Annotated in this window: 24 protein-coding genes and 1 other annotated feature; of the genes, 23 read left to right on the top strand and 1 reads right to left on the bottom strand. The window is 43.5% G+C overall.

The annotated features are described in order from the left end of the window. Positions 1-2: 2 nt before the first annotated feature. The 6 genes from thiI (at position 3) to K1I80_RS03740 (ending at position 4,640) form a co-directional block, all read left to right on the top strand. The gene (thiI, locus tag K1I80_RS03765; RefSeq protein WP_223312838.1) at positions 3-1,217 is read left to right on the top strand and encodes a tRNA uracil 4-sulfurtransferase ThiI; all 1,215 of its coding nucleotides are present in this window, start codon (positions 3-5) and stop codon (positions 1,215-1,217) included. Positions 1,218-1,238: 21 nt separating this feature from the next. Next, positions 1,239-1,760 (top strand): methyltransferase family protein, encoded by a 522-nt coding sequence (locus K1I80_RS03760; protein ID WP_125435469.1) that lies wholly within the window; start codon positions 1,239-1,241, stop codon positions 1,758-1,760. Positions 1,761-1,930: 170 nt separating this feature from the next. Beyond that, positions 1,931-2,018 (top strand) — a sequence feature (ribosomal protein L21 leader region). Between the two features lie 33 nt (positions 2,019-2,051). Continuing rightward, positions 2,052-2,366, top strand: coding sequence for a 50S ribosomal protein L21 (gene rplU / locus K1I80_RS03755; protein WP_002895621.1), 315 nt, complete (start codon positions 2,052-2,054; stop codon positions 2,364-2,366). A 15-nt stretch (positions 2,367-2,381) separates the two neighbouring features. Next, positions 2,382-2,726 carry a ribosomal-processing cysteine protease Prp gene (locus K1I80_RS03750; protein WP_002900460.1) on the top strand — a complete coding sequence of 115 codons (345 nt, stop codon included), beginning with the start codon at positions 2,382-2,384 and terminating at the stop codon, positions 2,724-2,726. Between the two features lie 17 nt (positions 2,727-2,743). Then, positions 2,744-3,037 carry a 50S ribosomal protein L27 gene (rpmA, locus tag K1I80_RS03745; RefSeq protein ID WP_002895619.1) on the top strand — a complete coding sequence of 98 codons (294 nt, stop codon included), beginning with the start codon at positions 2,744-2,746 and terminating at the stop codon, positions 3,035-3,037. Between the two features lie 250 nt (positions 3,038-3,287). Continuing rightward, positions 3,288-4,640, top strand: a complete 1,353-nt coding sequence (locus tag K1I80_RS03740) for a vWA domain-containing protein (RefSeq protein WP_223312839.1) — start codon at positions 3,288-3,290, stop codon at positions 4,638-4,640. Between the two features lie 97 nt (positions 4,641-4,737). Here K1I80_RS03740 and K1I80_RS03735 read toward each other — a convergent pair whose 3' ends face one another. Continuing rightward, positions 4,738-5,478 (bottom strand): hypothetical protein, encoded by a 741-nt coding sequence (locus tag K1I80_RS03735; RefSeq protein ID WP_223312840.1) that lies wholly within the window; start codon positions 5,476-5,478, stop codon positions 4,738-4,740. 236 nt (positions 5,479-5,714) lie between these two features. On the opposite strand from K1I80_RS03735, the gene K1I80_RS03730 reads away from it, so the two are divergent. The 17 genes from K1I80_RS03730 (at position 5,715) to K1I80_RS03650 (ending at position 25,607) form a co-directional block, all read left to right on the top strand. Then, positions 5,715-8,513: a glycoside hydrolase family 3 N-terminal domain-containing protein gene (locus tag K1I80_RS03730; protein WP_223324257.1), complete on the top strand. Its 2,799-nt coding sequence runs from the start codon at positions 5,715-5,717 to the stop codon at positions 8,511-8,513. Positions 8,514-8,797: 284 nt separating this feature from the next. Further along, positions 8,798-10,759 carry a peptide ABC transporter substrate-binding protein gene (locus tag K1I80_RS03725; RefSeq protein ID WP_223324258.1) on the top strand — a complete coding sequence of 654 codons (1,962 nt, stop codon included), beginning with the start codon at positions 8,798-8,800 and terminating at the stop codon, positions 10,757-10,759. A 110-nt stretch (positions 10,760-10,869) separates the two neighbouring features. Next, the gene (locus K1I80_RS03720) at positions 10,870-11,727 is read left to right on the top strand and encodes a GNAT family N-acetyltransferase (protein WP_223324259.1); all 858 of its coding nucleotides are present in this window, start codon (positions 10,870-10,872) and stop codon (positions 11,725-11,727) included. A gap of 119 nt (positions 11,728-11,846) precedes the next feature. After that, positions 11,847-12,749 carry a LysR family transcriptional regulator gene (locus K1I80_RS03715; RefSeq protein ID WP_009660400.1) on the top strand — a complete coding sequence of 301 codons (903 nt, stop codon included), beginning with the start codon at positions 11,847-11,849 and terminating at the stop codon, positions 12,747-12,749. A gap of 3 nt (positions 12,750-12,752) precedes the next feature. Further along, positions 12,753-13,220, top strand: a complete 468-nt coding sequence (gene lspA / locus K1I80_RS03710) for a signal peptidase II (protein ID WP_223312843.1) — start codon at positions 12,753-12,755, stop codon at positions 13,218-13,220. Beyond that, complete coding sequence (locus tag K1I80_RS03705) at positions 13,204-14,100, top strand: RluA family pseudouridine synthase (RefSeq protein ID WP_223312844.1); 897 nt, start codon at positions 13,204-13,206, stop codon at positions 14,098-14,100. The genes lspA and K1I80_RS03705 overlap by 17 nt, the downstream gene beginning before the upstream one ends. Positions 14,101-14,215: 115 nt before the next feature. Then, positions 14,216-15,325 (top strand): glutamate 5-kinase, encoded by a 1,110-nt coding sequence (proB, locus tag K1I80_RS03700; RefSeq protein ID WP_223312845.1) that lies wholly within the window; start codon positions 14,216-14,218, stop codon positions 15,323-15,325. A gap of 21 nt (positions 15,326-15,346) precedes the next feature. After that, positions 15,347-16,609 carry a glutamate-5-semialdehyde dehydrogenase gene (locus K1I80_RS03695; RefSeq protein ID WP_223312846.1) on the top strand — a complete coding sequence of 421 codons (1,263 nt, stop codon included), beginning with the start codon at positions 15,347-15,349 and terminating at the stop codon, positions 16,607-16,609. Positions 16,610-16,611: 2 nt separating this feature from the next. Continuing rightward, a complete protein-coding gene (gene proC, locus K1I80_RS03690; RefSeq protein ID WP_223312847.1) occupies positions 16,612-17,415 on the top strand; it encodes a pyrroline-5-carboxylate reductase in 804 nt (267 codons plus the stop codon). Between the two features lie 138 nt (positions 17,416-17,553). Then, entirely contained in the window at positions 17,554-18,684 is a 1,131-nt protein-coding gene (gene hemW, locus K1I80_RS03685) for a radical SAM family heme chaperone HemW (protein ID WP_223312848.1), read from the top strand. Positions 18,685-18,687: 3 nt separating this feature from the next. After that, positions 18,688-19,428: an acyl-[acyl-carrier-protein] thioesterase gene (locus K1I80_RS03680; protein ID WP_223312849.1), complete on the top strand. Its 741-nt coding sequence runs from the start codon at positions 18,688-18,690 to the stop codon at positions 19,426-19,428. Positions 19,429-19,439: 11 nt separating this feature from the next. Next, positions 19,440-20,210, top strand: coding sequence for a TIGR01457 family HAD-type hydrolase (locus K1I80_RS03675; RefSeq protein ID WP_223312850.1), 771 nt, complete (start codon positions 19,440-19,442; stop codon positions 20,208-20,210). Then, on the top strand, positions 20,203-20,832 hold the full coding sequence (locus tag K1I80_RS03670) for a TIGR01906 family membrane protein (RefSeq protein WP_223312851.1): 630 nt from the start codon (positions 20,203-20,205) through the stop codon (positions 20,830-20,832). The genes K1I80_RS03675 and K1I80_RS03670 overlap by 8 nt, the downstream gene beginning before the upstream one ends. A 13-nt stretch (positions 20,833-20,845) precedes the next feature. Then, positions 20,846-21,829 carry a CPBP family intramembrane glutamic endopeptidase gene (locus K1I80_RS03665; RefSeq protein ID WP_002902852.1) on the top strand — a complete coding sequence of 328 codons (984 nt, stop codon included), beginning with the start codon at positions 20,846-20,848 and terminating at the stop codon, positions 21,827-21,829. Between the two features lie 168 nt (positions 21,830-21,997). Further along, the gene (locus K1I80_RS03660; protein ID WP_223312852.1) at positions 21,998-22,741 is read left to right on the top strand and encodes a DeoR/GlpR family DNA-binding transcription regulator; all 744 of its coding nucleotides are present in this window, start codon (positions 21,998-22,000) and stop codon (positions 22,739-22,741) included. Then, positions 22,738-23,649: a 1-phosphofructokinase gene (pfkB, locus tag K1I80_RS03655; protein WP_223312853.1), complete on the top strand. Its 912-nt coding sequence runs from the start codon at positions 22,738-22,740 to the stop codon at positions 23,647-23,649. The genes K1I80_RS03660 and pfkB overlap by 4 nt, the downstream gene beginning before the upstream one ends. Next, positions 23,646-25,607: a PTS fructose transporter subunit IIABC gene (locus tag K1I80_RS03650; RefSeq protein WP_223312854.1), complete on the top strand. Its 1,962-nt coding sequence runs from the start codon at positions 23,646-23,648 to the stop codon at positions 25,605-25,607. Before pfkB ends, K1I80_RS03650 begins: the two co-directional genes overlap by 4 nt. Positions 25,608-25,721: the final 114 nt, after the last annotated feature.

Here is a 25,721-nt window from a genome sequence, read left to right as displayed (position 1 = left end):
CAATGCAATATTCAGAAATTATGGTGCGCTACGGCGAGCTCTCAACCAAGGGGAAGAACCGCATGCGCTTTATCAACAAACTTAAACGCAATATCCAGGCTGTCTTGTCAGTCTATCCGCAGGTCCATATCAAGGCTGACCGTGACCGGACCCATGTTTATCTGCACGGTACAGACTATCAGCCAGTCGCTGAGTCACTCAAGCAGATCTTCGGGATTCAGAATTTCTCGCCGTCCTACAAAATTGAAAAATCTGTGCCAGCCCTAATCGAAGCTGTCCAATCTATCATGAAGGAAGTCTATCAAGAGGGCATGACCTTTAAGATTACCAGCAAGCGCAGTGACCACAGCTTTGAATTGGATAGCCGCGAGCTTAACCAGACACTTGGTGATGCTGTTTTTGAGGCCATTCCTAATGTTCAGGTCAAGATGAAAGCGCCGGATATTGAGCTACGTGTCGAGATCCGTGAAGAAGCGGCCTATATCTCTTACGAGACAATTCGTGGTGCTGGAGGTCTGCCAGTCGGGACTTCAGGCAAGGGAATGCTCATGCTGTCTGGTGGGATTGACTCACCGGTGGCTGGTTATCTAGCTCTCAAGCGCGGTGTAGATATCGAGGCGGTTCACTTTGCCAGTCCGCCTTATACCAGTCCAGGTTCGTTGAAAAAGGCTCAAGATTTGACTCGCAAACTGACCAAGTTTGGTGGCAATATTCAGTTTATCGAAGTCCCTTTTACAGAGATTCAGGAGGAAATCAAGGCTAAAGCTCCAGAAGCCTACCTGATGACACTGACTCGTCGCTTTATGATGCGCATTACAGACCGGATTCGGGAGGAGCGGGGCGCTCAAGTCATTATCAATGGAGAAAGTCTTGGTCAGGTGGCAAGTCAAACCATCGAAAGTATGCAGGCTATCAACGCAGTGACCAATACACCGGTTATCCGTCCTGTCGTGACGATGGACAAGCTGGAAATCATTGAGATTGCAGAGAAAATTGATACTTTCCAAATCTCTATCCAGCCATTTGAAGACTGCTGTACTATTTTTGCTCCAGACCGACCTAAAACTAATCCGAAAATCAAGAATGCTGAGAAGTACGAAACTTACCTAGATGTTGAAGGTTTGGTAGAACGTGCTGTAGCAGGAATTATGATTACAGAAATCAGACCAGAAGCTGAGATCGACGAAGTGGATGAGTTGATTGAAGGGCTCTTGTAAAAGTGAGAGAAGGTGACGTTTATGCTTGCTGTTTTTCTCTTAATTCCTTTTCTGCTGATTCGTTTTCCTTTATTAGGTCATTTCGGCAAAAACGCTTTGTCACGCGCAGCTTATTTTGCACCAGTACAAGGAAAGGAAAAGATAGCTTATATGATTTATCAATTGAGCAATCTAGCCTTGTTCATAACTCCTGTTTTGCTTGAAATCAAGTTTGATTTTTCTGTTTTCTTCTATGCTGGAGTGGCTATCTACCTGCTTGGTTTGGCTTTGTGTGCTATCAGTATGAGGGATTTCGCTAGACCAGATGCAAACGGCATGAATACAGAGGGCCTTTATCGCTATTCCCGTAATCCCATGTATATAGCTTACTTTCTTTGTTTTTTGGGAATAGCTTTTTTGACCAAATCAATGATTTTCTTTCTGATTTTAGTGACTTTTCAGACTGCGGCCCACTGGATTATTCTCTCTGAGGAGCGCTGGTGTCTTGAAAAATTCGGAAAGTCATATCAAGCCTATCAAGATAAGGTACGGCGTTATATTTAGAATTTTTTGGACTAATAATTATTTAATAAAACTGTTAGCAGATAACAGAGGTTGTCTTTGTTCATTAGTAGATAAAATTTAAAGATAATCCTTGAAAATCCGTTTTCATGAGATGAAAAAGCTTGCTAAAGAGCGGTAGAAGTGCTATACTTATAGAGTTGACTATGCACATTCCTGTGCAACCGCACGATCATCGTTGCTCACTCTGTGAGATAGAAGTGGTTCGTCCCACGATGCTAGGCGAGTCTTCACAAAATCCGGGGAAACCCTAAAAATCATAGGAGGTGCATAATGAGCACATACGCAATCATTAAAACTGGCGGAAAACAAGTTAAAGTTGAAGTTGGTCAAGCAATCTACGTTGAAAAGTTGAACGCTGAAGCTGGTCAAGACGTTACTTTTGACGAAGTTGTTCTTGTTGGTGGTGAAAACACTGTTGTAGGAACTCCGCTTGTTGCTGGAGCTACTGTTGTCGGAACTGTTGAAAAACAAGGCAAGCAAAAGAAAGTTGTTACTTACAAGTACAAACCTAAAAAAGGCAGCCATCGTAAACAAGGTCACCGTCAACCATATACAAAAGTTGTCATCAACGCTATCAACGCTTAATTTTAAGGAGATTAAATGATACAAGCAGTCTTTGAAAGAGCCGAAGATGGCGAACTGAGGCGTGCAGAAATCACAGGTCACGCCGCGAGTGGTGAATACGGCTTTGATGTCGTATGTGCGTCCGTTTCGACGCTCGCCATTAATTTTGTCAATTCAGTTGAGAAATTCGCAGGCTACGAACCAAACTTAGAATTAAACGAAATAGAAGGCGGTTATCTGAAGGTTGAAATTCCTCAGGATATACCGTCGCACCAAAGAGAAATGACTCAGCTTTTCTTTGAATCATTTTTCCTAGGAATGGCAAACTTATCGGAGGACTCTTCTGAGTTCGTCCAAACCAGAGTTATCACAGAAAACTAACACGGAGGAAAAACATTATGTTAAAAATGAATCTTGCTAACTTGCAACTATTCGCCCACAAAAAAGGTGGAGGTTCCACATCTAACGGACGTGATTCACAAGCGAAACGTCTGGGAGCTAAAGCAGCTGACGGTCAAACTGTAACAGGTGGCTCTATCCTGTACCGTCAACGCGGCACTCACATCCATGCAGGTGTCAACGTTGGACGCGGTGGAGACGATACTTTGTTTGCAAAGGTTGAAGGCGTAGTACGCTTTGAACGCAAAGGACGCGATAAGAAACAAGTTTCTGTTTACCCAATCGCTAAATAAATAATAAGAAATCCCCATGCTCAATATCCGAGCATGGGGATTTCTTATTAGAGACGGCACGATAAAGCATTTGTTTAATGATTCATGATGATGCTCATCAATTTTAGCATACAAACTCTGATAATATTCTAAAATTTTAATTTTTAGACTAATAAATATCTGAAATCGCTTGCGGCTCCTATTTTTTTATGTTATTCTATATAAAATAGATGCAATCATGTTTCTAAATCTAAAAAGATAAGGAGAAATTATGGAAAAAGAATCATTTAAACTTCCAGGCTTTTCATTGTACAAATTGAAAGTTGGATTAGCATCAGCAACTCTTCTATTTGCCATTTCACAAGCTTCGCATGTTTTTGCAGACCAGGTTGGCACACCACCTTCAAGCAGTATAGCAAAAACTGAAGCAGTAAGCTCTCCGATTGAAGCTGCTGGTGCTGAAATTGCTGCTGATACGACGAAACCTGTTGTTGAAGAATCTACAGCGAAACCAGGAGATTTGATTGATGTCTCAAAAAATGTATCGCCTGTTGATGTCAAAGAAAGTCAAGAAGGCAATCAAACAGTCCGTGTAGAAACGTCGACTGTTGATGTTACAAAGACAGAAGTGGCTCCGGCAAAGGTTGATAAGGCGCCAGAGCCAATAACTAGACGTACTGAAAATACTTTATCTGGCACAGATGAAAATGGAAATCCCTATACGCAGTATGAGCGAGTAGATAAGACTACAACTATTACCTACACCTCAACGCCACCAACTGTGACAAAAGCTGGTTCAGCTGATATTGTATTTGTTGTTGACCGTTCAGGATCCATGGGCAGCACAATTGATATTGTTCGTGCAAATATTAATGAATTTGTACGAAATATTACTAAAGAGGGTATTACAGCACGTTTTGGTCTGGCAACATTTAGCGATGAAGTCTACGGCCGTAATTCTGGCAGCAAAGATGAAGATACGGTTCTAACACGGTTTGGTTCATCTTATTTTACAACTGATCCGGCTGAGCTCGAAAAGGCATTGGCTGCGATTCGTATAGCGAGTGGAGGAGATACTCCAGAAACACCAACTCCTGCCCTGAACCAGATTATTTCGACCTATGATTGGTCTAAGTCATCTAAAAATAAGAAATTCGTCGTTTTATTGACAGATGCTGAAATGAAAGAAGATCCTTCAATTCCAACGGTTGCTGATACACTTGCGGCTCTAAAAGCTGCTGGTATAGAAAGAACTGTAGCGACGGTAAAAGCGATTGAGGGAATTTACAAAAATTTTGCAACAGAAGGCAGAGTGCTTGATATCGAAAATAACTTGGCTGATGCTCTGACAAAGGGAACCACTTCATGGATTGTTGAAAGTGTCAATGAAGCTCGTTACTATAAGATCATAAAAGATAGTTATCAATTCTATCTTGAGCGTCGTACTACAATGCCTACATCTACCGTCTACCATGTTCAGGCACCAACACTTTTGGCTAAATCAGAACAGTCTCTTCCTAAAACAGGAAGTAGCGAAAAGGCAGTCTATAGTGTTGTGGGGCTTGGTTTGCTTCTGGCTGGATTGGGGCTAGATATTAGTGTAAGAAAATCAAAAGAACAATAACCATCTGCTTATAAAAAATGAATTTTCTATTTGAGTGATTTTGAATAAAATAAATACCAGAAACGAAGACATACGTCCTCATTTCTGGTATTTTTCGTTATGGTGTAACTTCTTCATCTTTTATATTAACAACGCCATACCAATTTGCATAATAGGTCTTTCCGTTGTAGTTGACAATAGATTGCCTATAAAGTTCACCGTACTCACCAAAGTAATAATAGTACTTGCCGATCTTATAAAGTCCGTTTTTATAAGGTGTTCCATCTTCTCTAAAGTAATAAGTGTATTCAGAGTAACTAACAAATCTGTTTTTAACCATTTCTCCGTAAGAATCAAAGAAGTATTGCTTGCCGTCTACACTGTAAAGATTGATGACCCTTCGTCCTTTTTCGTCAAAATAATAGACCTTACCTGTTGGGCTAGTATAGAAAGAGTTTTTTAGATTCGTCGGAATTTGTTCTCCTGGATCATCCCGAACTTCGTATATAGATCTAATAGGATCAAGTGCATAGTATTTACCCTTGTAAAGAACGATTCTATTTCTAATCCTTTCACCAGTTTCTTCATCAATAACGCTAGGAAGGTCACGCTTAGGAGCTTCCGGAACTTTGATAGGTCCTGGATCATCAAAGATGGTAGGATCGTCCTCAATGTCTGGTACACTAGGATCGTAAATACCAGATTCACGTCTAGAAGCCCAGTCAGGGATTGACTTGTTCTCCGCTCGAACTATTCCGGTGGAAATCAAAGCAGCGGCCAAAGTCGCAGCAGAAGCCAGGGAAAGCCCCAGCCAGTACCGGCGGTTGAACATTGCTTTGGTGTTCTTTTCTTGTCTCATAGCAAATCCTTTCTATGCAACTGTTAGCACAAGATAAAAGAATCTTGTTTTTAACAGTTAGGTTATGTTATTTCTATAAAATTATACCTCTGTAACATTTCTATAATATTGTAATACTATTTCATTTTTATAGAGATTGTATTACTAATTGGTGATAAAAACAAACAATCATTAGATAATATGTAAACGTTTACAAACATCGTTTTTTGTGCTATTATTATAGGGATGAAAGGAGAATGCCTATGATGAAAAGGTATAAATTGCTATTGGCGCTTGCCTTATCATTACTAGTTTTTTGGCCAATGGGAGCCATAAAGGCAGATACGGTTAATCAGCCGCCAGAATCTGCTAACCAGTCTGAACAAGCAAGTGCTGCAGTTGTAACAAACTCTTCTGATAGTAGTGCAGGGGCTAGGGGCACGCCAAGTCAGGATAGTCAGAATGCTGCAAAAGACTTGCCAGTCTCTGATGCTTCGGCAGTTGCAGCTACTGAAACGGCTGCTTCAACCCAAGAAGCCAATACTGGTAATTTGGTAGAAGATTCTGCCAAACCAGCGACCGCTCAGTCTGCAGAAGTTTCCTCAGATGCCAATCAGGCGCAAGGTCAAGCGGCGACTGATGCGCCACCAGCTTCTAAGAGAGTACAGGAGCTTGTGGCAGATATGACGCTTCGTCAGAAGATTACCCAGATGCTGATGCCAGACTTCAGAAAATGGCAGCAAGAGGGCCAAGCTGCCCAGTCCGATATGACGGAGCTTAATAAAGAGGTTGCAGAAGCGGTTGATAAATACGATTTTGGCGGAGTTATTCTTTTTGCTGAGAATGTGAAAGGAACTGCTCAAACCTTGGCCTTGACGCAGGCCCTGCAGCAAGCAGCTATCAGTAACCAAGCTAATAATGGCAAGTTGCCGCTCTTGCTCGCTATTGACCAAGAAGGTGGTATTGTCTATCGTTTGGGCAGCGGGACTGCTCTTCCAGGCAATATGGCAGTTGGCGCGACGCGAGATCCAGAGTTAGCCAATCAAGCAGGTCAAATTATCGGACGGGAGCTGTCGGCTCTAGGTTTGAATGTCAACTTTGCCCCAGTTTTTGACACAAATAACAATCCGCAGAATCCCGTTATTGGTTTGCGTTCCTTCTCTTCAGATCCTAAGGTGGTTGCCCGTTTGGGAACGGCTATGATGGAGGGGATTCAGAAATACAATGTCGCAGTAGCGGCTAAGCATTTCCCTGGGCATGGCGATACGGCGGTGGATTCTCACACTGGCCTGCCTCTGGTGGATAAGTCCTATGCGGAGCTAGAAGCGCTGGAGCTGCTGCCTTTCAAGGCTGCCATTGACAAAAACGCTGATATGCTGATGACTGCCCATATCCAATATCCTCAGATCGAAAAAGACACGGTTATATCTAAACAAACTGGGGAAACCATCTATATCCCTGCTACCTTATCTGATGACATTATTACCGGTATTGTTCGTAAGAAATTTGGCTACAAGGGAGTGGTGGTATCTGATGCTATGGGCATGGATGCGATTGCCAAAAACTTTGGAGAATCCGAAGCGGCTATCATGGCAATCAAATCAGGTGTAGATGTGGTGCTGATGCCAACTGTCTTACGCAGCAAGAGTGATTTAGCTAAAATCGATAAGATTATCAATGATATTGAGCTGGCGGTTCAGAGAGGGGATATTCCAGTCAGCAGATTGGATGAGTCTGTGACCCGCATCTTGAACCTAAAAGAAAAACGAGGTATTTTAGACTTTGACCCATCTGAACGTACCCAAGCTAAGGCTGAAGCAACTGTTGGCTCAGAGTTAAACAGAGATACTGAACGAAAAATCGCTGCTAGTGCAGTGACCGTAGTAAAAAACGATAATACTGTTCTGCCCTTTAAGGTTAAATCTGGCGACAGAATTTTGATGCTAGCGGCTTATGACGATGAAGTACCTGGACTAGAGTTGGGTGTCAAGCGTCTGATAGCGGACGGAGTGATTCCAGCAGGTGTCACATACGAAGCGCTGAACTACAGCAAAACAACCAAGTTAGAAGATTTGAAAGGAAAGATTGACCAAGCGACACACCTTGTCTTAATCTCTGAAATTGGACGTCAATCTCAACTAGCCAGCGATTTCTGGCTGACAAGAGTTCCGACAGAAGTCGTGGACTATGCAAACGCAACTGGAAAACAAGCAGCTATCATGAGCATTTCTAAACCTTATGATGTAGCGAATTATCCTAATGCCAAGGCTATTGTAGCAGTTTATGGAAACAAGGGCATGGATCCAACAGAGTCTCTGAAGCCTGACAACGCCTTCGGTCCTAATATCCCAGCAGGTGTGGAAGTCATTTTCAATGGTCAAAATCATGTTGGGAAGTTACCGGTAAATGTGCCGCTCATCAAGGATGGTATCATGTCTGAGACAGAGGTTGCCTATCCTATCGGGCATGGTCTCTTTTATACCGATCCAGTTAAGGATATCAAACTCAATATCCCTTCATCTGCTCAGCTAGATCAGCCTTTTACAGCTACTGTTACCCTGAGTGGACTAAATGGTCTAGAGAAAAATGATTATCGTCTTGCTCTTAAGGTGGATAGTCAGCACTTCAGCATCCTGCCAAGTTCAGGCTATACCATCTCTGGCGATACTGTTCTGATTTCTAAAAAAGTCAATGATACTAATCCGGTTGAGATTAACTTGAAAGGCTTAATGGAAGGTCAGTTCAGCCCGGTGCTTTCTCTGACCTTGATTGACAGTCAAGACAGAGAATTCAGCATGGGAGAAGGTTATTACAAGGTGCTTGTTCAGATTGCTGCAGCTGGGCAGAACACGATTCCAGGCCAACAAACTCCTCCTCAGTTGAGTTTGAGTTCTGTTGAACCAGTAAGTTCTCGTCGGCAACTAAGTCAGCAGGCTGCACAGTTTAATCAGCTTCCAAAAACAGGAGACAGCAGCAGTTTGTTCTTAGTCTTGCTGGGTGCCTTGTTCTTGTTTGGGGCTGTCTATCTGTATGACTTGTCCTCTCGCAGACTATAAGCAATAAAAGAACGAGCGAGCAGTGTTGAAGAGCTCACAGTTTTACTTATTCTTGATAAAATAACAAAAAGGAAGAATCCAAAGTAACTTTGCAGTGAAAGCGGATTCTTCTTTTTTGCTTGGAAATTTGTAGAAATGCAGTAAAAGAAAGCTTTGTGAGCTTGCTAAAAATCCCCGCCCTTAAATATTTTACTCGACTGTCATCGGTTTACTATTTACTTTTTATACGCTTTTTGGTATAATAGTTCATGTTATAAAATGTAACATCAAAGGAGGTTCTATCCATGAAAGCATCAAAGTGGTTGATTGCGACTGGAGTCGCACTGAGTGCCGGGCTATTGCTAACGGCTTGTAGCCAGTCTTCATCTAGCACAAATAATTATACTTACGTTTATAGTTCAGACCCTGACAGCTTGAACTATCTTGCTACAAACCGTGCAACGACAGGTGATGTCATTTCCAACCTGGTTGATGGACTTTTTGAAAATGACAAGTACGGGAACCTGGTTCCCTCTATCGCGAAGTCATGGACAGTTTCTAAGGACGGCTTGACCTATACTTATAAGCTGCGCGATGATGCTAAATGGTACACATCCGATGGTGAAGAATATGCAGAAGTAAAAGCCCAGGACTTTGTAACTGGCTTGAAATATGCAGCGGATGAAAATTCTGAAGCTATTTATCTCGTTCAGGACTCTGTGAAGGGCTTGGATGCTTATATCAAGGGTGAAGATAAGAATTTTGACAATGTTGGTGTCAAGGCCATTGACGACCATACCCTGCAATATACTCTGACCCGCCCTGAGCCTTACTGGAACTCTAAAACAACCAGCACAATTCTCTTCCCAGTCAATGAAGAGTTTCTGAAAGCAGAAGGAAGCAACTTTGGCTCTGTCAAGCCATCTAGCATCCTCTATAATGGTCCTTACTTGCTCAAGTCTCTGACTTCCAAGTCTGTGATGGAATTTGTCAAGAACCAAAACTACTATGACAAAGACAATGTCACTCTGGATAGCATCAAGCTGACCTACTATGATGGAAATGATCAGGAAGCGCTGATTCGTAACTTCAGCGATGGCGTTTACAGCACAGCTCGTCTCTATCCGAATAGCTCAGGCTTTGCTTCAGTCAAGAAGAAATACGCGGACAATATCGTATACAGCCCGCAAGATTCTACTTCTTATTACTATAATTTCAACTACAATCGTCAGTCTTACAATCATACTTCTAAAACAACAGACGCTCAAAAATCTGCGACTAACGAAGCAATCATGAACAAGGACTTCCGTCAGGCTATTAACTTTGCCTTTGACCGTACATCTTATGGTGCGCAAGGAAATGGTGAGGACGGAGCGACTAAGGTCTTGAGAAATACCTTGGTACCACCTAGCTTTGTCCAAATTGGCGACAAGGATTTTGGAACTGTTGTTGGAGAAAAATTAGTCAACTATGGCAGCCAATGGCAAGGAATTGACCTCTCTGACGCTCAAGATCCTTACTACAATCCTGAAAAAGCCAAGGCGAAATTTGCAGAAGCGAAGCAAGCCTTGCAGGCTAAGGGAGTTGAATTCCCAATTCACTTAGATATGCCTGTGGATCAGTCTAGCACGATTGGAGTTCAATGGGCTAGCTCAACCAAGCAGTCTATCGAATCAGCTCTTGGAGCAGAAAATGTCGTCATTGACCTGCAAAAGATGAGCACAGACGATCTTAATAATATCACCTATTTTGCTAACTCTGCTGCTCAGAAAGACTATGATATGTCTACTGGTGGCTGGACTGGGGACTACCAAGACCCATCTACTTACCTTGATACTCTCAATATCAAGAACGGTGGAAGCTTGCAAAACTTTGGTTTTGAGCCAGGTCAGGATAATGATAAAATTAAAGAGCTAGGCTTGGATACATATACTAAGATGCTGGAAGAAGCTAATGCTGAAACCAACGATGTGCAGTTGCGTTACGAAAAGTATGCAGAAGCGGAAGCTTGGTTGCTAGATAGTGGCTTGATTATCCCGACTGTTTCACAAGGAGCAACACCGTCTGTTACTAAATCAGTACCATTTACAAAGGCCTACTCACCAGTTGGTGTCAAAGGTTCAGCTTACAACTTCAAGCTGACCCAGCTTCAGAAAGATGTAGTAACGACTAAAGAATACGAAGCGGCTAAGAAAAAATGGAAAGAAGAAGCTACTGCGGCAAATAAAAAAGCCCAGGAAGAACTTGCTGAGCACGTTGAAAAATAAAGAAATTAACTTAGCGACATTGGGGCTGGAAAAATCCAGCTCCTTTTTGAATGGCTTGACTAAGGTTTTTGTAGTAAAATAGAAAGAAATACTGCAAGGAAGTGAAAGAGTTGAAAGTAAGAATTTATAGTGCATTGCCTGAAAAAGAAAAGCAGGAATTATTTGAATTAGTTCAAGAGTGTAATAAGGTGGACGGAGGCTATAGACTGCCCTATCTGGATAATAATTATAATGCAGATCCTGAAATGCCAACATTCTTCTTGGCTGAGATCGATGGCCAGACCATCGGTTTTTTATCAGTCTACGCAGATGAACCTGGCCAAGCTGAGGTTTCTCTCTATGTTCTGCCGTCGTATCGCCGTCAGGGTGTGGCTAATCAGCTTCTGGCTGGTTTTGCAAAAGTAGCTGATAAGCATGATTTGACCGAGATTGAGTATGTAGCAGAGCTAGCTTTTTTGAACGATCAACCTGACTTTGCCCGGAGATTCGATTACCGAAAGGATGAAGCTGAAATCTGGCTGGCGCAGCCTGCTCAAACTTTTCCTCTGGAAGAAAGAGAAGGGATAGAGGTCATGCAGGGGAGTTTGGACTTGGCTGAAGAGATTGCAGCCTTTCAGTCACAAGTCTTTGAGACACCACTAGATGTTGCTTTGAAATACGCCAGAGAAGCCGTTAGCAGTGGCTCCAGTCTGCTTTACATCTTGAAGAAAGATGGTAGAGTTGTGGCTTCTGTGTCGGTTGATACGGATTTTGGTACCAATTATTTCTTTGGCTTGGCGGTTGATCAAGACTTTCAGGGGCAGGGGCTAGGAAGCTATCTCTTGCTTGCAAGTATGCAGGATTTGAACGAGCGCAATGGACAGGAGTTTCAGATTGTCGTAGAAAAGCAGAATACCCGAGCTTTGAAACTTTATAAAAAACTAGGCTTCAAAGAGATGACAGAGGTTGTCTATCTAAAAGAAAAATAGCAAATTTGTTTCAGATTACTCATTAACTTAAAAGGAGAAACCGGCTTCTTACAGCTGGTTTCTTTTGTTCTGCCTTGGTTTATGGTATAATGAGACGATATGTAAAGAAGGAAAATGTTATGAATATTCAACAATTGCGTTATGTGGTCGCCATTGCTAACAGTGGGACCTTTCGAGAAGCTGCGGAAAAAATGTATGTCAGCCAGCCTAGTCTGTCTATCTCTGTCCGTGATTTGGAAAAAGAGCTAGGTTTTAAGATTTTTCGTCGGACCAGCAGTGGTACTTTTCTGACTCGCCGAGGAATGGAGTTTTATGAAAAAGCTCAAGACTTGGTCAAGGGCTTTGATGTCTTCCAAAATCAATATGCCAATCCTGAGGAGGAGAGGGACGAATTTTCTATTGCCAGCCAGCACTATGATTTTCTGCCGCCTCTGATTACACAATTTTCTCAGACCTATCCTGAGTATAAGAACTTCCGAATTTTTGAGTCAACAACTGTACAGATTCTGGATGAAGTAGCGCAGGGCCATAGTGAAATCGGCATTATCTACCTCAACAATCAAAATACCAAGGGCATTATGCAGCGGGTGGAAAAGCTAGGTTTGGAAGTAATTGAGCTGATTCCTTTTCAGACCCACATTTATCTGCGGGAGGATCATCCTCTGACACAAAAGGAAGAGCTGGTCATGGAAGATTTGGCAGCTTTGCCGACTGTTCGCTTCACTCAGGAAAAGGACGAGTATCTCTATTATTCAGAGAACTTTGTTGATACCAGTGCCAGTTCCCAAATGTTTAATGTGACTGACCGAGCGACTTTGAATGGAATTTTGGAGCGTACCGATGCTTATGCGACTGGATCTGGCTTTTTAGATAGCAACAGTGTGAATGGTATTACTGTCATCAAGCTTCGCGACAATTTGGACAACCACATGGTCTATGTCAAGCGTGAAGATGTGGAGTTGACTCAGGTCGGAGAAGACTTCGTATCAGTTATGAAAGAGTATTTTGCACAGAAAAAATAAAGTATGAAAAGAAAAATTATTATTCCTTTTGCAGTCTTGGTTCTTATTGCTGTGGACCAGCTGGTTAAGTTATATATTGTCAGTGATTTTAAGCTGGGGCAGGTCAAGAGTTTCATTCCGCATCTGGTGAGTCTGACCTATCTCCAGAATACCGGCGCAGCCTTCTCAATGCTGGAAAATCAGCAATGGCTCTTTACTTTGGTGACATTTTTGGTCATCGGCGGAGCTGTTTACTACCTCATCAAGCACCTCAATGCCTCAAAGTGGATGCTGACCGGGCTGACCTTGGTGATTGCTGGCGGTTTGGGGAACTTTATTGACCGGATTCGGCAAGGTTTTGTCGTGGACATGTTTCAGTTAGATTTTATCAATTTTGCTATTTTCAATGTGGCAGATATGTATCTGACCTTTGGTGTAGCTATTTTACTGTTGATGATTTTGAAGGAAGAAAAAGATGGAAGTAAGAATTGAGGCTTCAGTAGCTGGTCAGCGATTGGACAAGGCGGTGGCAGAGCTGACAGACCTATCGCGGAGTTTGGCTAATGAGCAGATTAAGGACGGCCGGATTTTGGTCAATGGACAAGCCCAAAAAGCTAAATACTCTGTCAAAGAAGGTGATGTCATCACCTATGAATTGCCTGAACCAGAAGTAGTCGAATATGTGGCAGAGGATATTCCGCTAGAAATCGTCTATCAAGATGAGGATGTGGCAGTCGTCAATAAACCGCAGGGAATGGTCGTCCATCCTTCGGCAGGCCATACTAGCGGCACACTAGTCAATGCCCTCATGTACCACATCAAAGACTTGTCCGGCATCAACGGTGTCCTAAGGCCGGGGATTGTCCATCGGATTGATAAGGACACTTCAGGGCTTCTCATGGTTGCAAAAAATGACCAAGCCCATGTGGCTCTGGCTGATGAGCTTAAGGATAAGAAATCCCTACGCAAGTATTGGGCTATTGTTCATGGAAATCTGCCTAACGACCGTGGAGTGATTGAGGCTCCGATTGGCCGCAGTGAAAAAGACCGCAAGAAGCAAGCTGTGACGGCAAAAGGCAAGCCGGCTCTGACGCGTTTCCAAGTCTTGGAACGTTTTGGTGACTATAGCTTAGTCGAGCTTCAGCTAGAAACAGGTCGGACTCATCAAATCCGCGTTCACATGGCCTACATTGGACATCCTGTGGCTGGTGATGAGGTCTATGGGCCGCGTAAGACCTTAAAAGGACATGGCCAATTTCTGCACGCGCGAACGCTGGGCTTCACCCATCCTCGAACTGGTGAAGTGCTGGGATTTACAGCTGAAGCGCCAGCCATTTTCCAAGAAACCTTGGCAAAACTGCGACAAGAATAGGTAGCTTTGTTCATTGTTAAAATACAAATTTTCCTTTGACCGCTTCAATCGCGGTCGTTTTTATTTTCTGTAAATCGTGGTATAATAAGACAATCTAGCAGTGAAGGAAAAGGAAATGAAAGCAAAGCGAATCGTATTTAAGGTGGGGACTTCGTCATTGACTAACGCAGATGGCAGTCTGTCACGCGCCAAGGTAAAGGAAATCACTCGGCAGTTGGCTCTCTTGCATGAGGCAGGACATGAGTTGATCTTGGTCTCATCAGGAGCTATTGCGGCAGGTTTTTCTTCTCTAGGCTTTAAAAAGCGACCGACCAAGGTGGCGGATAAACAGGCTTCAGCTGCGGTTGGACAGGGTTTGCTTTTGGAGGAATATACAACCAATCTTCTTTTGAAGCAAATTATTTCTGCTCAGATTCTTTTGACCCAGGATGATTTTGCAGATAAGCGGCGTTACAAAAATGCCCATCAGGCCTTGTCTGTCTTGCTGAATCGCGGCGCTATTCCTATCATCAATGAAAATGACTCGGTGGCCATCGAGGAGCTCAAGGTCGGGGATAATGATACACTGAGTGCTCAGGTGGCAGCCATGGTTCAGGCGGACCTCTTGGTGCTTTTGACAGATGTAGATGGACTCTACACGGCCAATCCCTCTACCAATCCAGATGCACGTCGACTTGAAAAGATTTTGAAGATTAGCTCTGAGCTGATTGATATGGCAGGCGGTGCAGGAACGAGCAATGGGACTGGCGGTATGCTGACAAAGATTAAAGCTGCAACTCTGGCGACCATGTCTGGTGTTCCGGTCTATATCTGTTCCTCGCTCAAGACTGATGCTCTGCTGGAAGCTGCGGAGGAAACCAAGGATGGCAGCCTCTTTTTGGCTCAGCAAAAAGGTCTAAAAACGCAGAAGCAATGGCTGGCTTTTTATGCTAAAAGTCAAGGGGAAATCTATGTAGACCAAGGAGCAGCTGACGCTCTCAGAAACAATGGGAAAAGTTTGTTGGTATCTGGTCTTGTCTCAGTATCGGGGAGTTTTGTCTATCAAGATACGGTGACAGTTTACGAGGAAGGCAGCGGAGCTATTCTTGGTAAAGGACGCGTGCGTTTTGGCAAGTCTGCTCTTAAAGATATGCTCAAGTCCAATAAACCTAAAGGTGTTGTCATTCATCGGGATGACTGGATTTCTCTGACACCGGAGTTGGATGATTTATTTGCAGAATTTTAGAAGACAAAGAATGGAGAAGCGATGACCTCAACACAAGCAATTTTTGAAAAGGTTCAGAAAGTCAAGAAGACGATTAATACGGCCACAACGGCTGAGAAAAATCATGCTTTGGAAGAAATGGCAAAGCAGCTCTGGCTTTCTCGTGCTAACATTTTAGCAGCCAATGAATCGGATATGACCGCAGCTAAAGGTAAGATTTCAGATGTGATGCTGGATCGCCTCTATCTGGATGAGGAGCGGATTGCTGCCATGGCAGATGGCATTCGCCAGCTGATTGACTTGGAGGATCCTGTAGGGCAAGTCTTGGAAAGGACCGAGCTTGAGAACGGCCTTGTCATCAGTAAGAAGCGGGTGGCCATGGGCGTGATTGGGATTATCTACGAAAGCCGGCCTAATGTCACCTCTGACGCTGCTGCTCTAGCTCTAAAAAGTGGTAGCGCAGTCGTTCTCAGAAGTGGTAAGGATGCTTATCAGACAGCGCTTGCTATTGTCACAGCTTTGAAAGAAGGTTTAGCTCAGACAAAGATTTCACCGGATTGTATCCAGTTGGTTTCTGATACCAGCCGAGCTTCAGCTCAAGCTATGATGAAGGCCAAGGGTTATCTGGATTTACTCATTCCTCGCGGAGGTGCTGGACTAATTCAGGCGGTCGTGGAAAATGCGACTGTGCCGGTTATTGAGACAGGTACTGGAATTGTCCATATCTATGTAGATAAGGATGCTGATCAAGATAAGGCTTTGGCGATTATTGAGAATGCCAAGACCAGTCGCCCCTCTGTCTGCAATGCCATGGAGGTACTGCTGGTTCACGAAGAGATTGCAGCTGCATTTTTACCACGTGTGCAGAAGATGCTGGTGACAGAACGAGATGCCGCGCAAGAAAAAGCTGTTGAATTGCGTTTGGATGAGAAAGCGGCTCAGTATATCTCAGGCTCGCAAGCTAGACCGGAAGATTTTGATACCGAATTTTTGGACTATATTTTAGCAGTCAAGTTGGTTTCTTCGCTGGAAGAAGCGGTGGAGCATATTGAAGCTCACAGCACCCATCATTCGGATGCCATTGTGACGGAGAATGAGGCAGCGGCAGCTTACTTCACAGAGCAGGTGGATAGCGCAGCAGTTTATGTCAATGCTTCAACCCGCTTTACAGATGGTGGTCAATTTGGCCTTGGCTGCGAAATGGGGATTTCCACTCAGAAACTGCATGCCAGAGGTCCTATGGGACTGAAAGAGTTGACCAGCTATAAATACGTCATCCAAGGGACTGGTCAAGTGAGGAAGTAAAGATGAAAATTGGATTTATCGGTCTGGGAAATATGGGCGGCAGTCTCGCTCGTCTAGTTGCCCAAGATGAAAGATTTAGAAGCGAATTATTATTAGCCAACCGAAGTATAAACAAGGCTGAAAAGATTGCTGCGGAAGTTGGTGGACAACCGGTCAGTAATGCAGAAGTTTTTGCTCAGGCAGAAGTAATTTTTCTGGGTATCAAACCAGCTCAATTTGCTGACTTGCTGGCAGAACATCTGGAAATTCTAGAAAAACGGGATTCTCTTCTGCTGGTTTCGATGGCTGCAGGTCTGAGCTTAGAGCTATTAGAAAAATTGACATCTAGCCAGCATCGTTGGATTCGAATCATGCCTAATACACCAGTAGCCGTTGGCAAGGGTGTTATTAGCTATGCCTTATCTCAGCAGGTGAATCAAGCGGACGAAGACTTGTTGCGTGAGCTTCTGTCTTCGGCTGGCCTTTTGATCAAACTAGAGGAAAAGCAGTTGGATGCAGCGACTGCTCTTGCTGGCTGTGGACCAGCTTTCGTCTATCTCTTTATAGAGGCCTTAGCGGACGCTGGTGTCCGAGCAGGACTCAGTCGCGACATATCGCTTGAACTGGCTAATCAGACTCTTTTAGGCGCTGCCAAGCTAAGTAAGGTCAGCGGGCAACATCCGGCCCAGCTCAAAGACCAGGTCTGCAGTCCGGCCGGTTCGACCATCGCCGGGGTAGCTAGTCTGGAAGAAAATGCCTTTCGAGGAACAGTCATGGATGCCGTTCAAGCTGCCTACGAAAGGACGCAGGAGTTGGGGAATAATTGATTTAGATCTTCAATTTTTTTAGATTATAGAAAGGGTGTGACATGCGAGGACAATTTTTGTCTTTACAGGATCACTCTTTTTTTCTTTGTTTGATAATCAAATAAGTCCTCTCTTTAAAACTATGGTATAATAAGTACTATGCAAACCAAACCGACTTCTGCTTATGTGCACATTCCTTTTTGTACTCAGATTTGTTATTACTGCGATTTTTCCAAGGTTTTTATCAAAAATCAGCCAGTAGATAGTTATCTGGAGCATTTGATTGAGGAGTATGATTCTTACGATATCAAAAAGCTCCGTACACTCTATATCGGTGGCGGAACTCCGACCGCTCTATCGGCGCGTCAGTTGGCTTTTTTGTTGGAAAAACTGACGGACAAGCTGGACTTGTCTTATCTAGAAGAGTTGACCATCGAAGCCAATCCCGGGGACTTGGACCAGGAAAAGATTGCTGTTCTTAAAGACTCGCCTGTCAATCGAGTTTCGCTGGGTGTACAGACTTTCAATGATCGCATGCTCAAGCAGATTGGCCGAAGTCACTTAGAAAAGGATATCTATGAGAATATTGCCAATCTCAAAAAAGCGGGTTTTGATAATATCTCGATTGATCTAATTTATGCCCTGCCCAAGCAGACCATGGAAGATGTGAAAACCAATGTTGCCAAGGCCATTGCTTTGGACATTCCTCACATGAGTTTGTATAGCTTGATTTTGGAAAATCATACGGTCTTCATGAATCGGATGCGGCGAGGGAAGCTTCCTCTGCCTAAGGAAGATTTGGAAGCGGAGATGTTTGACTACATTATAGCTGAGCTGGAAAAGGCCGGCTTCGAGCATTATGAGATTTCAAACTTTTCCAAGCCAGGCTTTGAGAGCCGCCACAATCTCATGTACTGGGACAATGCGGAATATTATGGTATTGGAGCAGGAGCGTCTGGCTATGTCAATGGTATCCGCTATAAAAACCATGGACCGATTCGTCATTATCTGCAGGCAGTGGAAGCGGGCAATGCCCGTGTGCAGGAAGAAGCGCTGACATTGAATGAAAAGATGGAAGAAGAGATGTTTTTAGGCTTGCGTAAGAAGTCAGGTGTTTCAAAAAAACGCTTCGAGGAAAAATTTGGTATATCCTTTGAAGAACAGTATGGAGCTATTGTGGCTGAACTGACTGAGCAGGGTTTGCTAGTGCCTGACAGAAACATTGTGCGTATGACCAAACAAGGCCTCTTTTTGGGCGATACGGTTGCTGAGAAATTTATATTGGAGTAAATCATGGGCTTAACTTATCAAATGAAAATGAAAATTCCTTTTGATATGGCAGATATGAATGGCCATATCAAGCTGCCGGATGTCATCCTGCTGTCCTTGCAGGTATCGGGGATGCAGTCGATTGAGCTTGGCGTCAGTGACAAGGATATGCTGGAGCAGTATAACCTAGTCTGGATTATCACGGACTATGATATTGATGTGACACGGCTGCCTCGCTTTGCAGAGGAGATTACCATTGAGACAGAAGCTTTGACCTACAATCGGCTCTTTTGCTACCGTCGCTTCACGATTTTTGATGAAGCAGGTGAGGCCATTATCCAGATGATGGCAACTTTTGTTCTTATGGATCGGGATAGCCGCAAGGTTCACGCAGTTGATCCGGAGATTGTAGCGCCATATCAATCTGAGTTTTCCAAGAAATTACTGCGCGGTCCTAAGTATCCAGACTTGGAAAATCCTGTCAGCAAGGACTACCATGTGCGCTTTTACGACTTGGATATGAACGGACATGTCAATAATAGCAAGTATCTGGACTGGATCTTTGAGGTCATGGGTGCAGACTTCCTCACCCAGCATATTCCTAAGAAAGTCCATCTTAAGTATGTCAAGGAGGTCCGTCCGGGCGGTATGATTGCTTCTAGCTATGACCTAGAAGGTCTGCAGAGCAATCATCAGATTTCCAGTGACGGGGAAGTCAATGCCCAGGCTTTAGTAACCTGGCAAGAGTTTAAACAAGAGAATTAGGAAGAGCAGAAATGACTTATAAAGGATATTTGATTGATTTAGACGGGACGATTTATAAGGGAAAGAGTCGGATTCCGGCTGGTGAAGCTTTTGTACATGAGCTGCAGAAGCGCAAGATTCCCTACCTTTTCGTGACTAATAATACCACACGCACGCCAGAAGCAGTGCAAACCATGCTGGCTGAAAATTTCAATATTGAGACGCCGCTTGAGACAATTTACACAGCGACTTTAGCTACCATTGACTATATGCAGGAGAAAAATCTAGGCAAGAAAGCTTACGTTATTGGTGATGTCGGGCTTAAACATGCCATTGAAGAAGCTGGATATATAGAGGACACAGAAAATCCTGACTATGTGGTAGTGGGGCTGGACTGGGAAGTGGACTATGAGAAGCTGACAATAGCGACTCTGGCTATTCAAAAGGGTGCTCACTTTATCGGGACCAATCCAGATCTCAACATTCCGACTGAGCGAGGTTTGCAGCCGGGAGCTGGCGCAATCAACGCCCTCTTGGAAGCAGCCACTCGGGTTGAACCGACCTTTATCGGCAAGCCCAATGCCATCATCATGGAAAAAGCCATAGAGCATCTAGGGTTGGCGCGTGAAGAAGTGGTCATGGTGGGTGATAACTATCTGACAGATATTCGAGCGGGAATCGACAATGGGATTCCGACCCTTCTGGTTACGACAGGCTTTACCCTGCCAGAAGAGGTGCCCAATCTGCCTATCCAACCGACGCATGTCTTGTCCAGTCTAGCGGAGTGGGACTTCGATGTGTGATAAGTTGAGATTTTTAGCCAGCGTCTTGTGCTTGTTGGCAGCAGCAATCTTGCTAACCATTTATCTGGCTTGGCTCTTATACCCGATAGAGATTTCTTATTTCAATTTGCCGGATAAGGTTTATTTGAAAGCAGAGACCATCCAGTATAATTTTAATATTTTGATGAATTACCTGACCAATCCTTTTAGTCAAAAGCTAGCGATGCCAGATTTTCGCTCGTCAGCAGCAGGATTGCATCATTTTCAGGCGGTCAAGTATCTTTTTCACTTGGCGCAAGCTATTTTTCTAGTTGCTCTGCCTGCTTTGATTTTCTTTATCAAAAAAGTGGTTAAAAAGGGATTTTTGAGTCTTTACAGACGGGCTTTTCTGGTGATTAGTCTCTTGCCGCTTGTCTTAGGTGTACTGGCCTTTCTGATTGGCTTTAATAGTTTTTTTACACTCTTTCATCAAGTTCTCTTTGCCGGAGACAATACCTGGATGTTTGACCCGGCAAAGGATCCAGTCATTTGGATTCTGCCAGAAGAATTTTTCATGCACGCCTTTATTCTCTTTGCTTTGCTTTATGAGGGAATCTTTTTGACCTTGTATTTCCTAAGCCGAAAGGGTAAGGAGAAAATTTAATATAGGAGATTTTATGTATTATATACCCGAACCTTTAAATCCTAAAAAAGATCTAGGACGATTTTCAGCGACTTGCTTTACTTATTTATGGGTCATGATTGCTGCTGTCTTCATTTACGTATTTGTTGCCTTTTTTGTCATCATGCCAGGACAAGGTATGGACATTCAAAAGACGCAAGACATTGTTACCAAATTCATGGAAAAGGACGGCGGAGCCTATATTCTAGCCTCCTGTCTTGGTGTTCTTACTTTCACGGTGTCTAGGGGTAAGCAGCTCTTTAAATACGACCTTCGTCGCAAGGGGCGGAAAATGACTCCTAAAGTTTTCTTTTATATGATTTGCTTCCTTTTGTTCGCCCAATTGTTTACAGCTGTTGTCAATCAGCTCATGGAGGCTATCATTCAGCTCTTCAATCTGGATCTTTCTGGCATGGAATCAGGGAGCGGCGGTTCTGAGACACTGACTATGCTGATTTATTCATCTTTGATGGCTCCTGTTACGGAGGAAATCATTTTTAGAGGTGCTGGATTGCGAGCATTAGAGAAGCATGGAAAGGTTTTTGCCATTCTTTTGACTGCGATTTTGTTTGGCCTTTTTCACGAAAATCTTTATCAGTTTTATTTTGCTAGTTTGATTGGTTTAGGCTTTGGTTATATCGCTTTTGAGTATTCGATTATCTGGTCTATCATTTTTCATGCTCTCAATAACTTTGTCATAGCAGAAGGTATAGCTTTTCTTTCAAAAAAGGCTCCAGAGTCTATTGTTAACATCGTTTTTTACGGCCTATTAATCGCTGGCAGCACGGTATTTCTTTTGCTTTTAATTTTGAAATGGCCAAAATTCAAGGAATATATTGACGCCAATCGTTCGCTCCCAGGGACCTACCGACAGGCTTTTAAGTCAGTCTGGTTCTGGGTTCTGGTTGTGTTTACTTTTCTTGGTACTTTTCTGCCTGTCATGGCAGCCTATCTTGTATCATTGATTAATAATAGCTAATTGCCTTTTATTTGGCAGTTATGCAACATTTGTAAGGAGTTGGATATAGTCCAGCTCTTTTTTGTTCGGTAAAAAGATAGAAATTGAAAGTTTTTGATAGAAAATGCTTGACATTGAAAATTAAAGAGGTATAATAATAATCGTAAACGATTTCAAAGGAGGTGCTTTATGCTGAAGTCGGAAAGAAAGCAGGTTATTCTAGAGACAGTCATAAGAGAAAAATTTGTTTCCTTAGACTATCTAGTACATGCTTTAAACACTTCAGAATCAACTATTAGAAGAGATTTGGATGAGTTGGAGAGCGAGCATAAACTGCGACGAGTTCATGGTGGAGCCGAGAGCCTTCATTTTCTACAAGAAGAGGAGAGTAATCAGGAAAAATCTATCAAAAGCATTCAAGAAAAGACAGCTATTGCCAAGATGGCAGCAAGCTTGATTCAAGAACATGATGTGATTTTTATTGATGCGGGGACAACCAATGAGCTTTTAGTTAACGAGTTGCATGATCCTAGAGTGACTGTTGTCACCAACTCCATTCACCATGCGACCAAGTTGGTAGAGCGCAATATCCCGACAGTCATTATCGGCGGAAAGGTCAAGCGCTCAACGGATGCCAGCATTGGCGGTGTTGCCCTAAATCAAATCGGTCAGTTGAATTTCGATAAAGCCTTTATTGGAATGAATGGCATTGACGAAGGCTTCTTTACCACTCCAGACATGGAGGAAGGAGCTGTCAAAAGAGCGATTTTAGAGAACGCTAAGAAGACTTATGTCTTGGCTGATCTTTCTAAACTAGGACAGACGTCCTTTGTCAAGGTCGCTCCTCTTGCCAAAGCATGCATTATTACTATTCAAAATGAATCGGAAGTGATTCAAGCGCTGAAAGAAAAAACGGAGGTGATTGAGGTATGATTTATACTGTCACACTAAACCCTTCCATCGACTATATTGTCCGTCTGGACAAGGTCCTTATAGGAAGCGTCAATCGGATGGACAGTGACGACAAATTCGCTGGCGGGAAGGGAATCAACGTTAGCCGAGTTCTCAAACGTCTAGGTATTGAGAATACAGCGACTGGCTTTATCGGTGGTTTTACTGGCAAGTTCATCACAGATACTCTAGAAGAGGAAGGGATTTCCAGCCATTTTGTAGAAGTTGAGCAGGATACTCGTATCAATGTCAAGATTAAAGCAGATGCTGAGACAGAAATTAACGGACCTGGTCCAGAAATTTCCAGTCAGAAACTAGAAGAACTTGAGAAGTTCCTTTCTTCTCTGACTTCAGGAGATACAGTAGTCTTCGCAGGCAGCAGTCCTAAAAATTTAGGAAATGTTGTTTACAAGGATCTAATTGGCTTAACCAGAAAGACGGGAGCACAAGTGGTCTGTGACTTTGAAGGCCAGACGCTGCTGGATTCATTGGCGTTTGAGCCGCTTTTGGTCAAACCTAACAACCACGAATTAGGTGATATTTTCGGAGTCAAGCTCGAAAGCTTGGATCAGATCGAGAGTTATGCCCGTCAAATCTTAGACAAGGGTGCCCAGCATGTGATTATTTCCATGGCTGGTGACGGTGCTTTGCTGGTAACTCAAGAGGGTGCTTACTTCGCTAAACCTATCAAGGGCAACGTGAAAAATTCTGTTGGTGCTGGCGACTCTATGGTGGCTGGATTTACCGGAGAGTTTGTCCGCTCTGGCGATGTTATTCAAGCCTTCAAATGGGGAGTGGCCTGCGGAACGGCAACCACCTTCTCAGATGATTTGGCGACAGCTGGTTACATAAAAGAAATCTATGAAAAAGTAGAGGTAGAAAAAATATGAAAATTCAAGACTTACTAAGAAAAGATGTGATGTTGCTGGACTTGCAGGCAACAGAGAAAAAAGCTGTAATCGAAGAAATGATTCAGAGCCTAGTGGATCGTGGCTATGTAACAGACTTCGAGACTTTCAAAGAAGGGATTTTGGCTCGTGAAGCCTTGACTTCTACAGGCTTGGGTGACGGGATTGCTATGCCTCACAGCAAAAATACTGCAGTGAAAGAAGCGACTGTCCTTTTTGCCAAGTCAAATAAAGGCGTAGATTATGAAAGTTTGGATGGCCAACCAACTGATCTTTTCTTCATGATTGCAGCTCCAGAAGGTGCTAACGATACTCACTTGGCTGCCTTGGCTGAATTGTCCCAATACCTGATGAAAGATGGTTTTGCGGATAAATTGCGCCAAGTGACTTCGCCTGATCAGGTGATTGAGATCTTTGACCATGCTTCGGAAAAAGCAGAAGAACCTGCTGTCGTTGAACCTTCCAATGAGGGGGGAGACTTCTTAGTGGCTGTAACAGCTTGTACGACAGGAATTGCGCATACCTACATGGCTCAAGAGGCTTTGCAGAAGGTCGCTGCTGAAATGGGTGTCGGCATCAAGGTTGAAACTAATGGTGCTAGTGGTGTTGGAAATAAGCTGACAGCAGAAGATATCAAAAATGCTAAAGCTGTTATCATCGCAGCTGACAAGGCCGTAGAGATGAATCGCTTTGACGGCAAGCCGTTGATCAATCGTCCAGTTGCAGACGGTATTCGTAAGACAGAAGAACTGATTAATCTAGCTCTTTCAGGAAATGCTGAGATTTACAAGGCTGCTAACGGCGGCGCTACGGCAGAATCAAGCAATGAAAAACTTAGCCTAGGCGGCGCTTTTTACAAGCACTTGATGAGCGGGGTTTCTCAAATGTTGCCATTCGTTATTGGTGGCGGGATTATGATTGCCATTGCATTCTTGCTGGATCAGATCTTGGGTGTACCAAAAGATCAGCTTTCTAATCTGGGAAGTTATCATGAGATTGCAGCGCAGTTTAAAGCAATTGGTGGTGCAGCATTTGGCTTTATGTTGCCGGTATTAGCTGGTTATATCGCTTACTCAATCGCTGAAAAGCCAGGTCTGGTTTCTGGTTTCGTAGCTGGTGCCATTGCAAGTAGCGGTGCATCATTTGGCGGTGTTGCCTATGCTGAAGGCGGTCAGAAGACTCTTGAATTAACTGGTGTATCATCTGGTTTCTTAGGAGCTTTGGTAGGCGGCTTCTTAGCTGGTGGTATCATCCTTCTCCTTCGTAAGCTTCTTGCAGGTCTGCCTCGCTCACTTGAAGGTATCCGTTCAATCTTGCTCTTGCCTCTTCTGGGTGTTCTTGTGACTGGATTTGTGATGTTGGCGGTCAATATTCCAATGTCAGCAATCAATACAGCCCTGAACGATTTCTTGGCAAGTCTGAGCGGAAGCTCGGCTGTCCTTCTTGGTCTCTTAGTCGGTGGTATGATGGCTGTCGATATGGGTGGGCCGGTTAATAAGGCTGCTTACGTATTCGGTACTAGTACACTTGCAAGCACTGTTTCAACTGGTGGTTCGCCTGTTATGGCAGCAGTTATGGCAGCTGGTATGGTTCCGCCTTTGGCAGTATTTATTGCAACTCTTTTGTTCAAACATAAATTCACTGAAGAAGAACGTGATTCAGGTTTGACAAACATTGTCATGGGTCTGTCTTTCATTACAGAAGGAGCAATTCCTTTTGGAGCTGCTGACCCAGCTCGTGCTATTCCAAGCTTTATCGTAGGTTCAGCTCTTACAGGTGCTCTTGTAGGATTGTCTGGTATCAAGCTCATGGCTCCTCACGGAGGAATCTTCGTTATCGGTTTGACAAACAATCCAATCCTTTACTTGGTATATGTATTGATTGGTGCAGTAGTCAGCGGTATTATCTTTGGTTACCTGCGTAAACCACTTAAAAAATAGTATTTAAAAGAGAGTGGGACAGAAATCGGTAATTCGTTAGAATTCGATTTCGTCGTCCCACCTCCGCACAGTTGAGTAGGGCTGTAAAAGCTGATGAAATCAGCGTAGTAGAGC

Origin of the sequence: Streptococcus sanguinis (genome assembly GCF_019929225.1) — a bacterium.
Lineage (GTDB): Bacteria > Bacillota > Bacilli > Lactobacillales > Streptococcaceae > Streptococcus > Streptococcus sanguinis_J.
The sequence above is the reverse complement of the archived record's forward strand: the minus strand, read 5'-3'. Positions and strand labels throughout refer to the sequence as shown.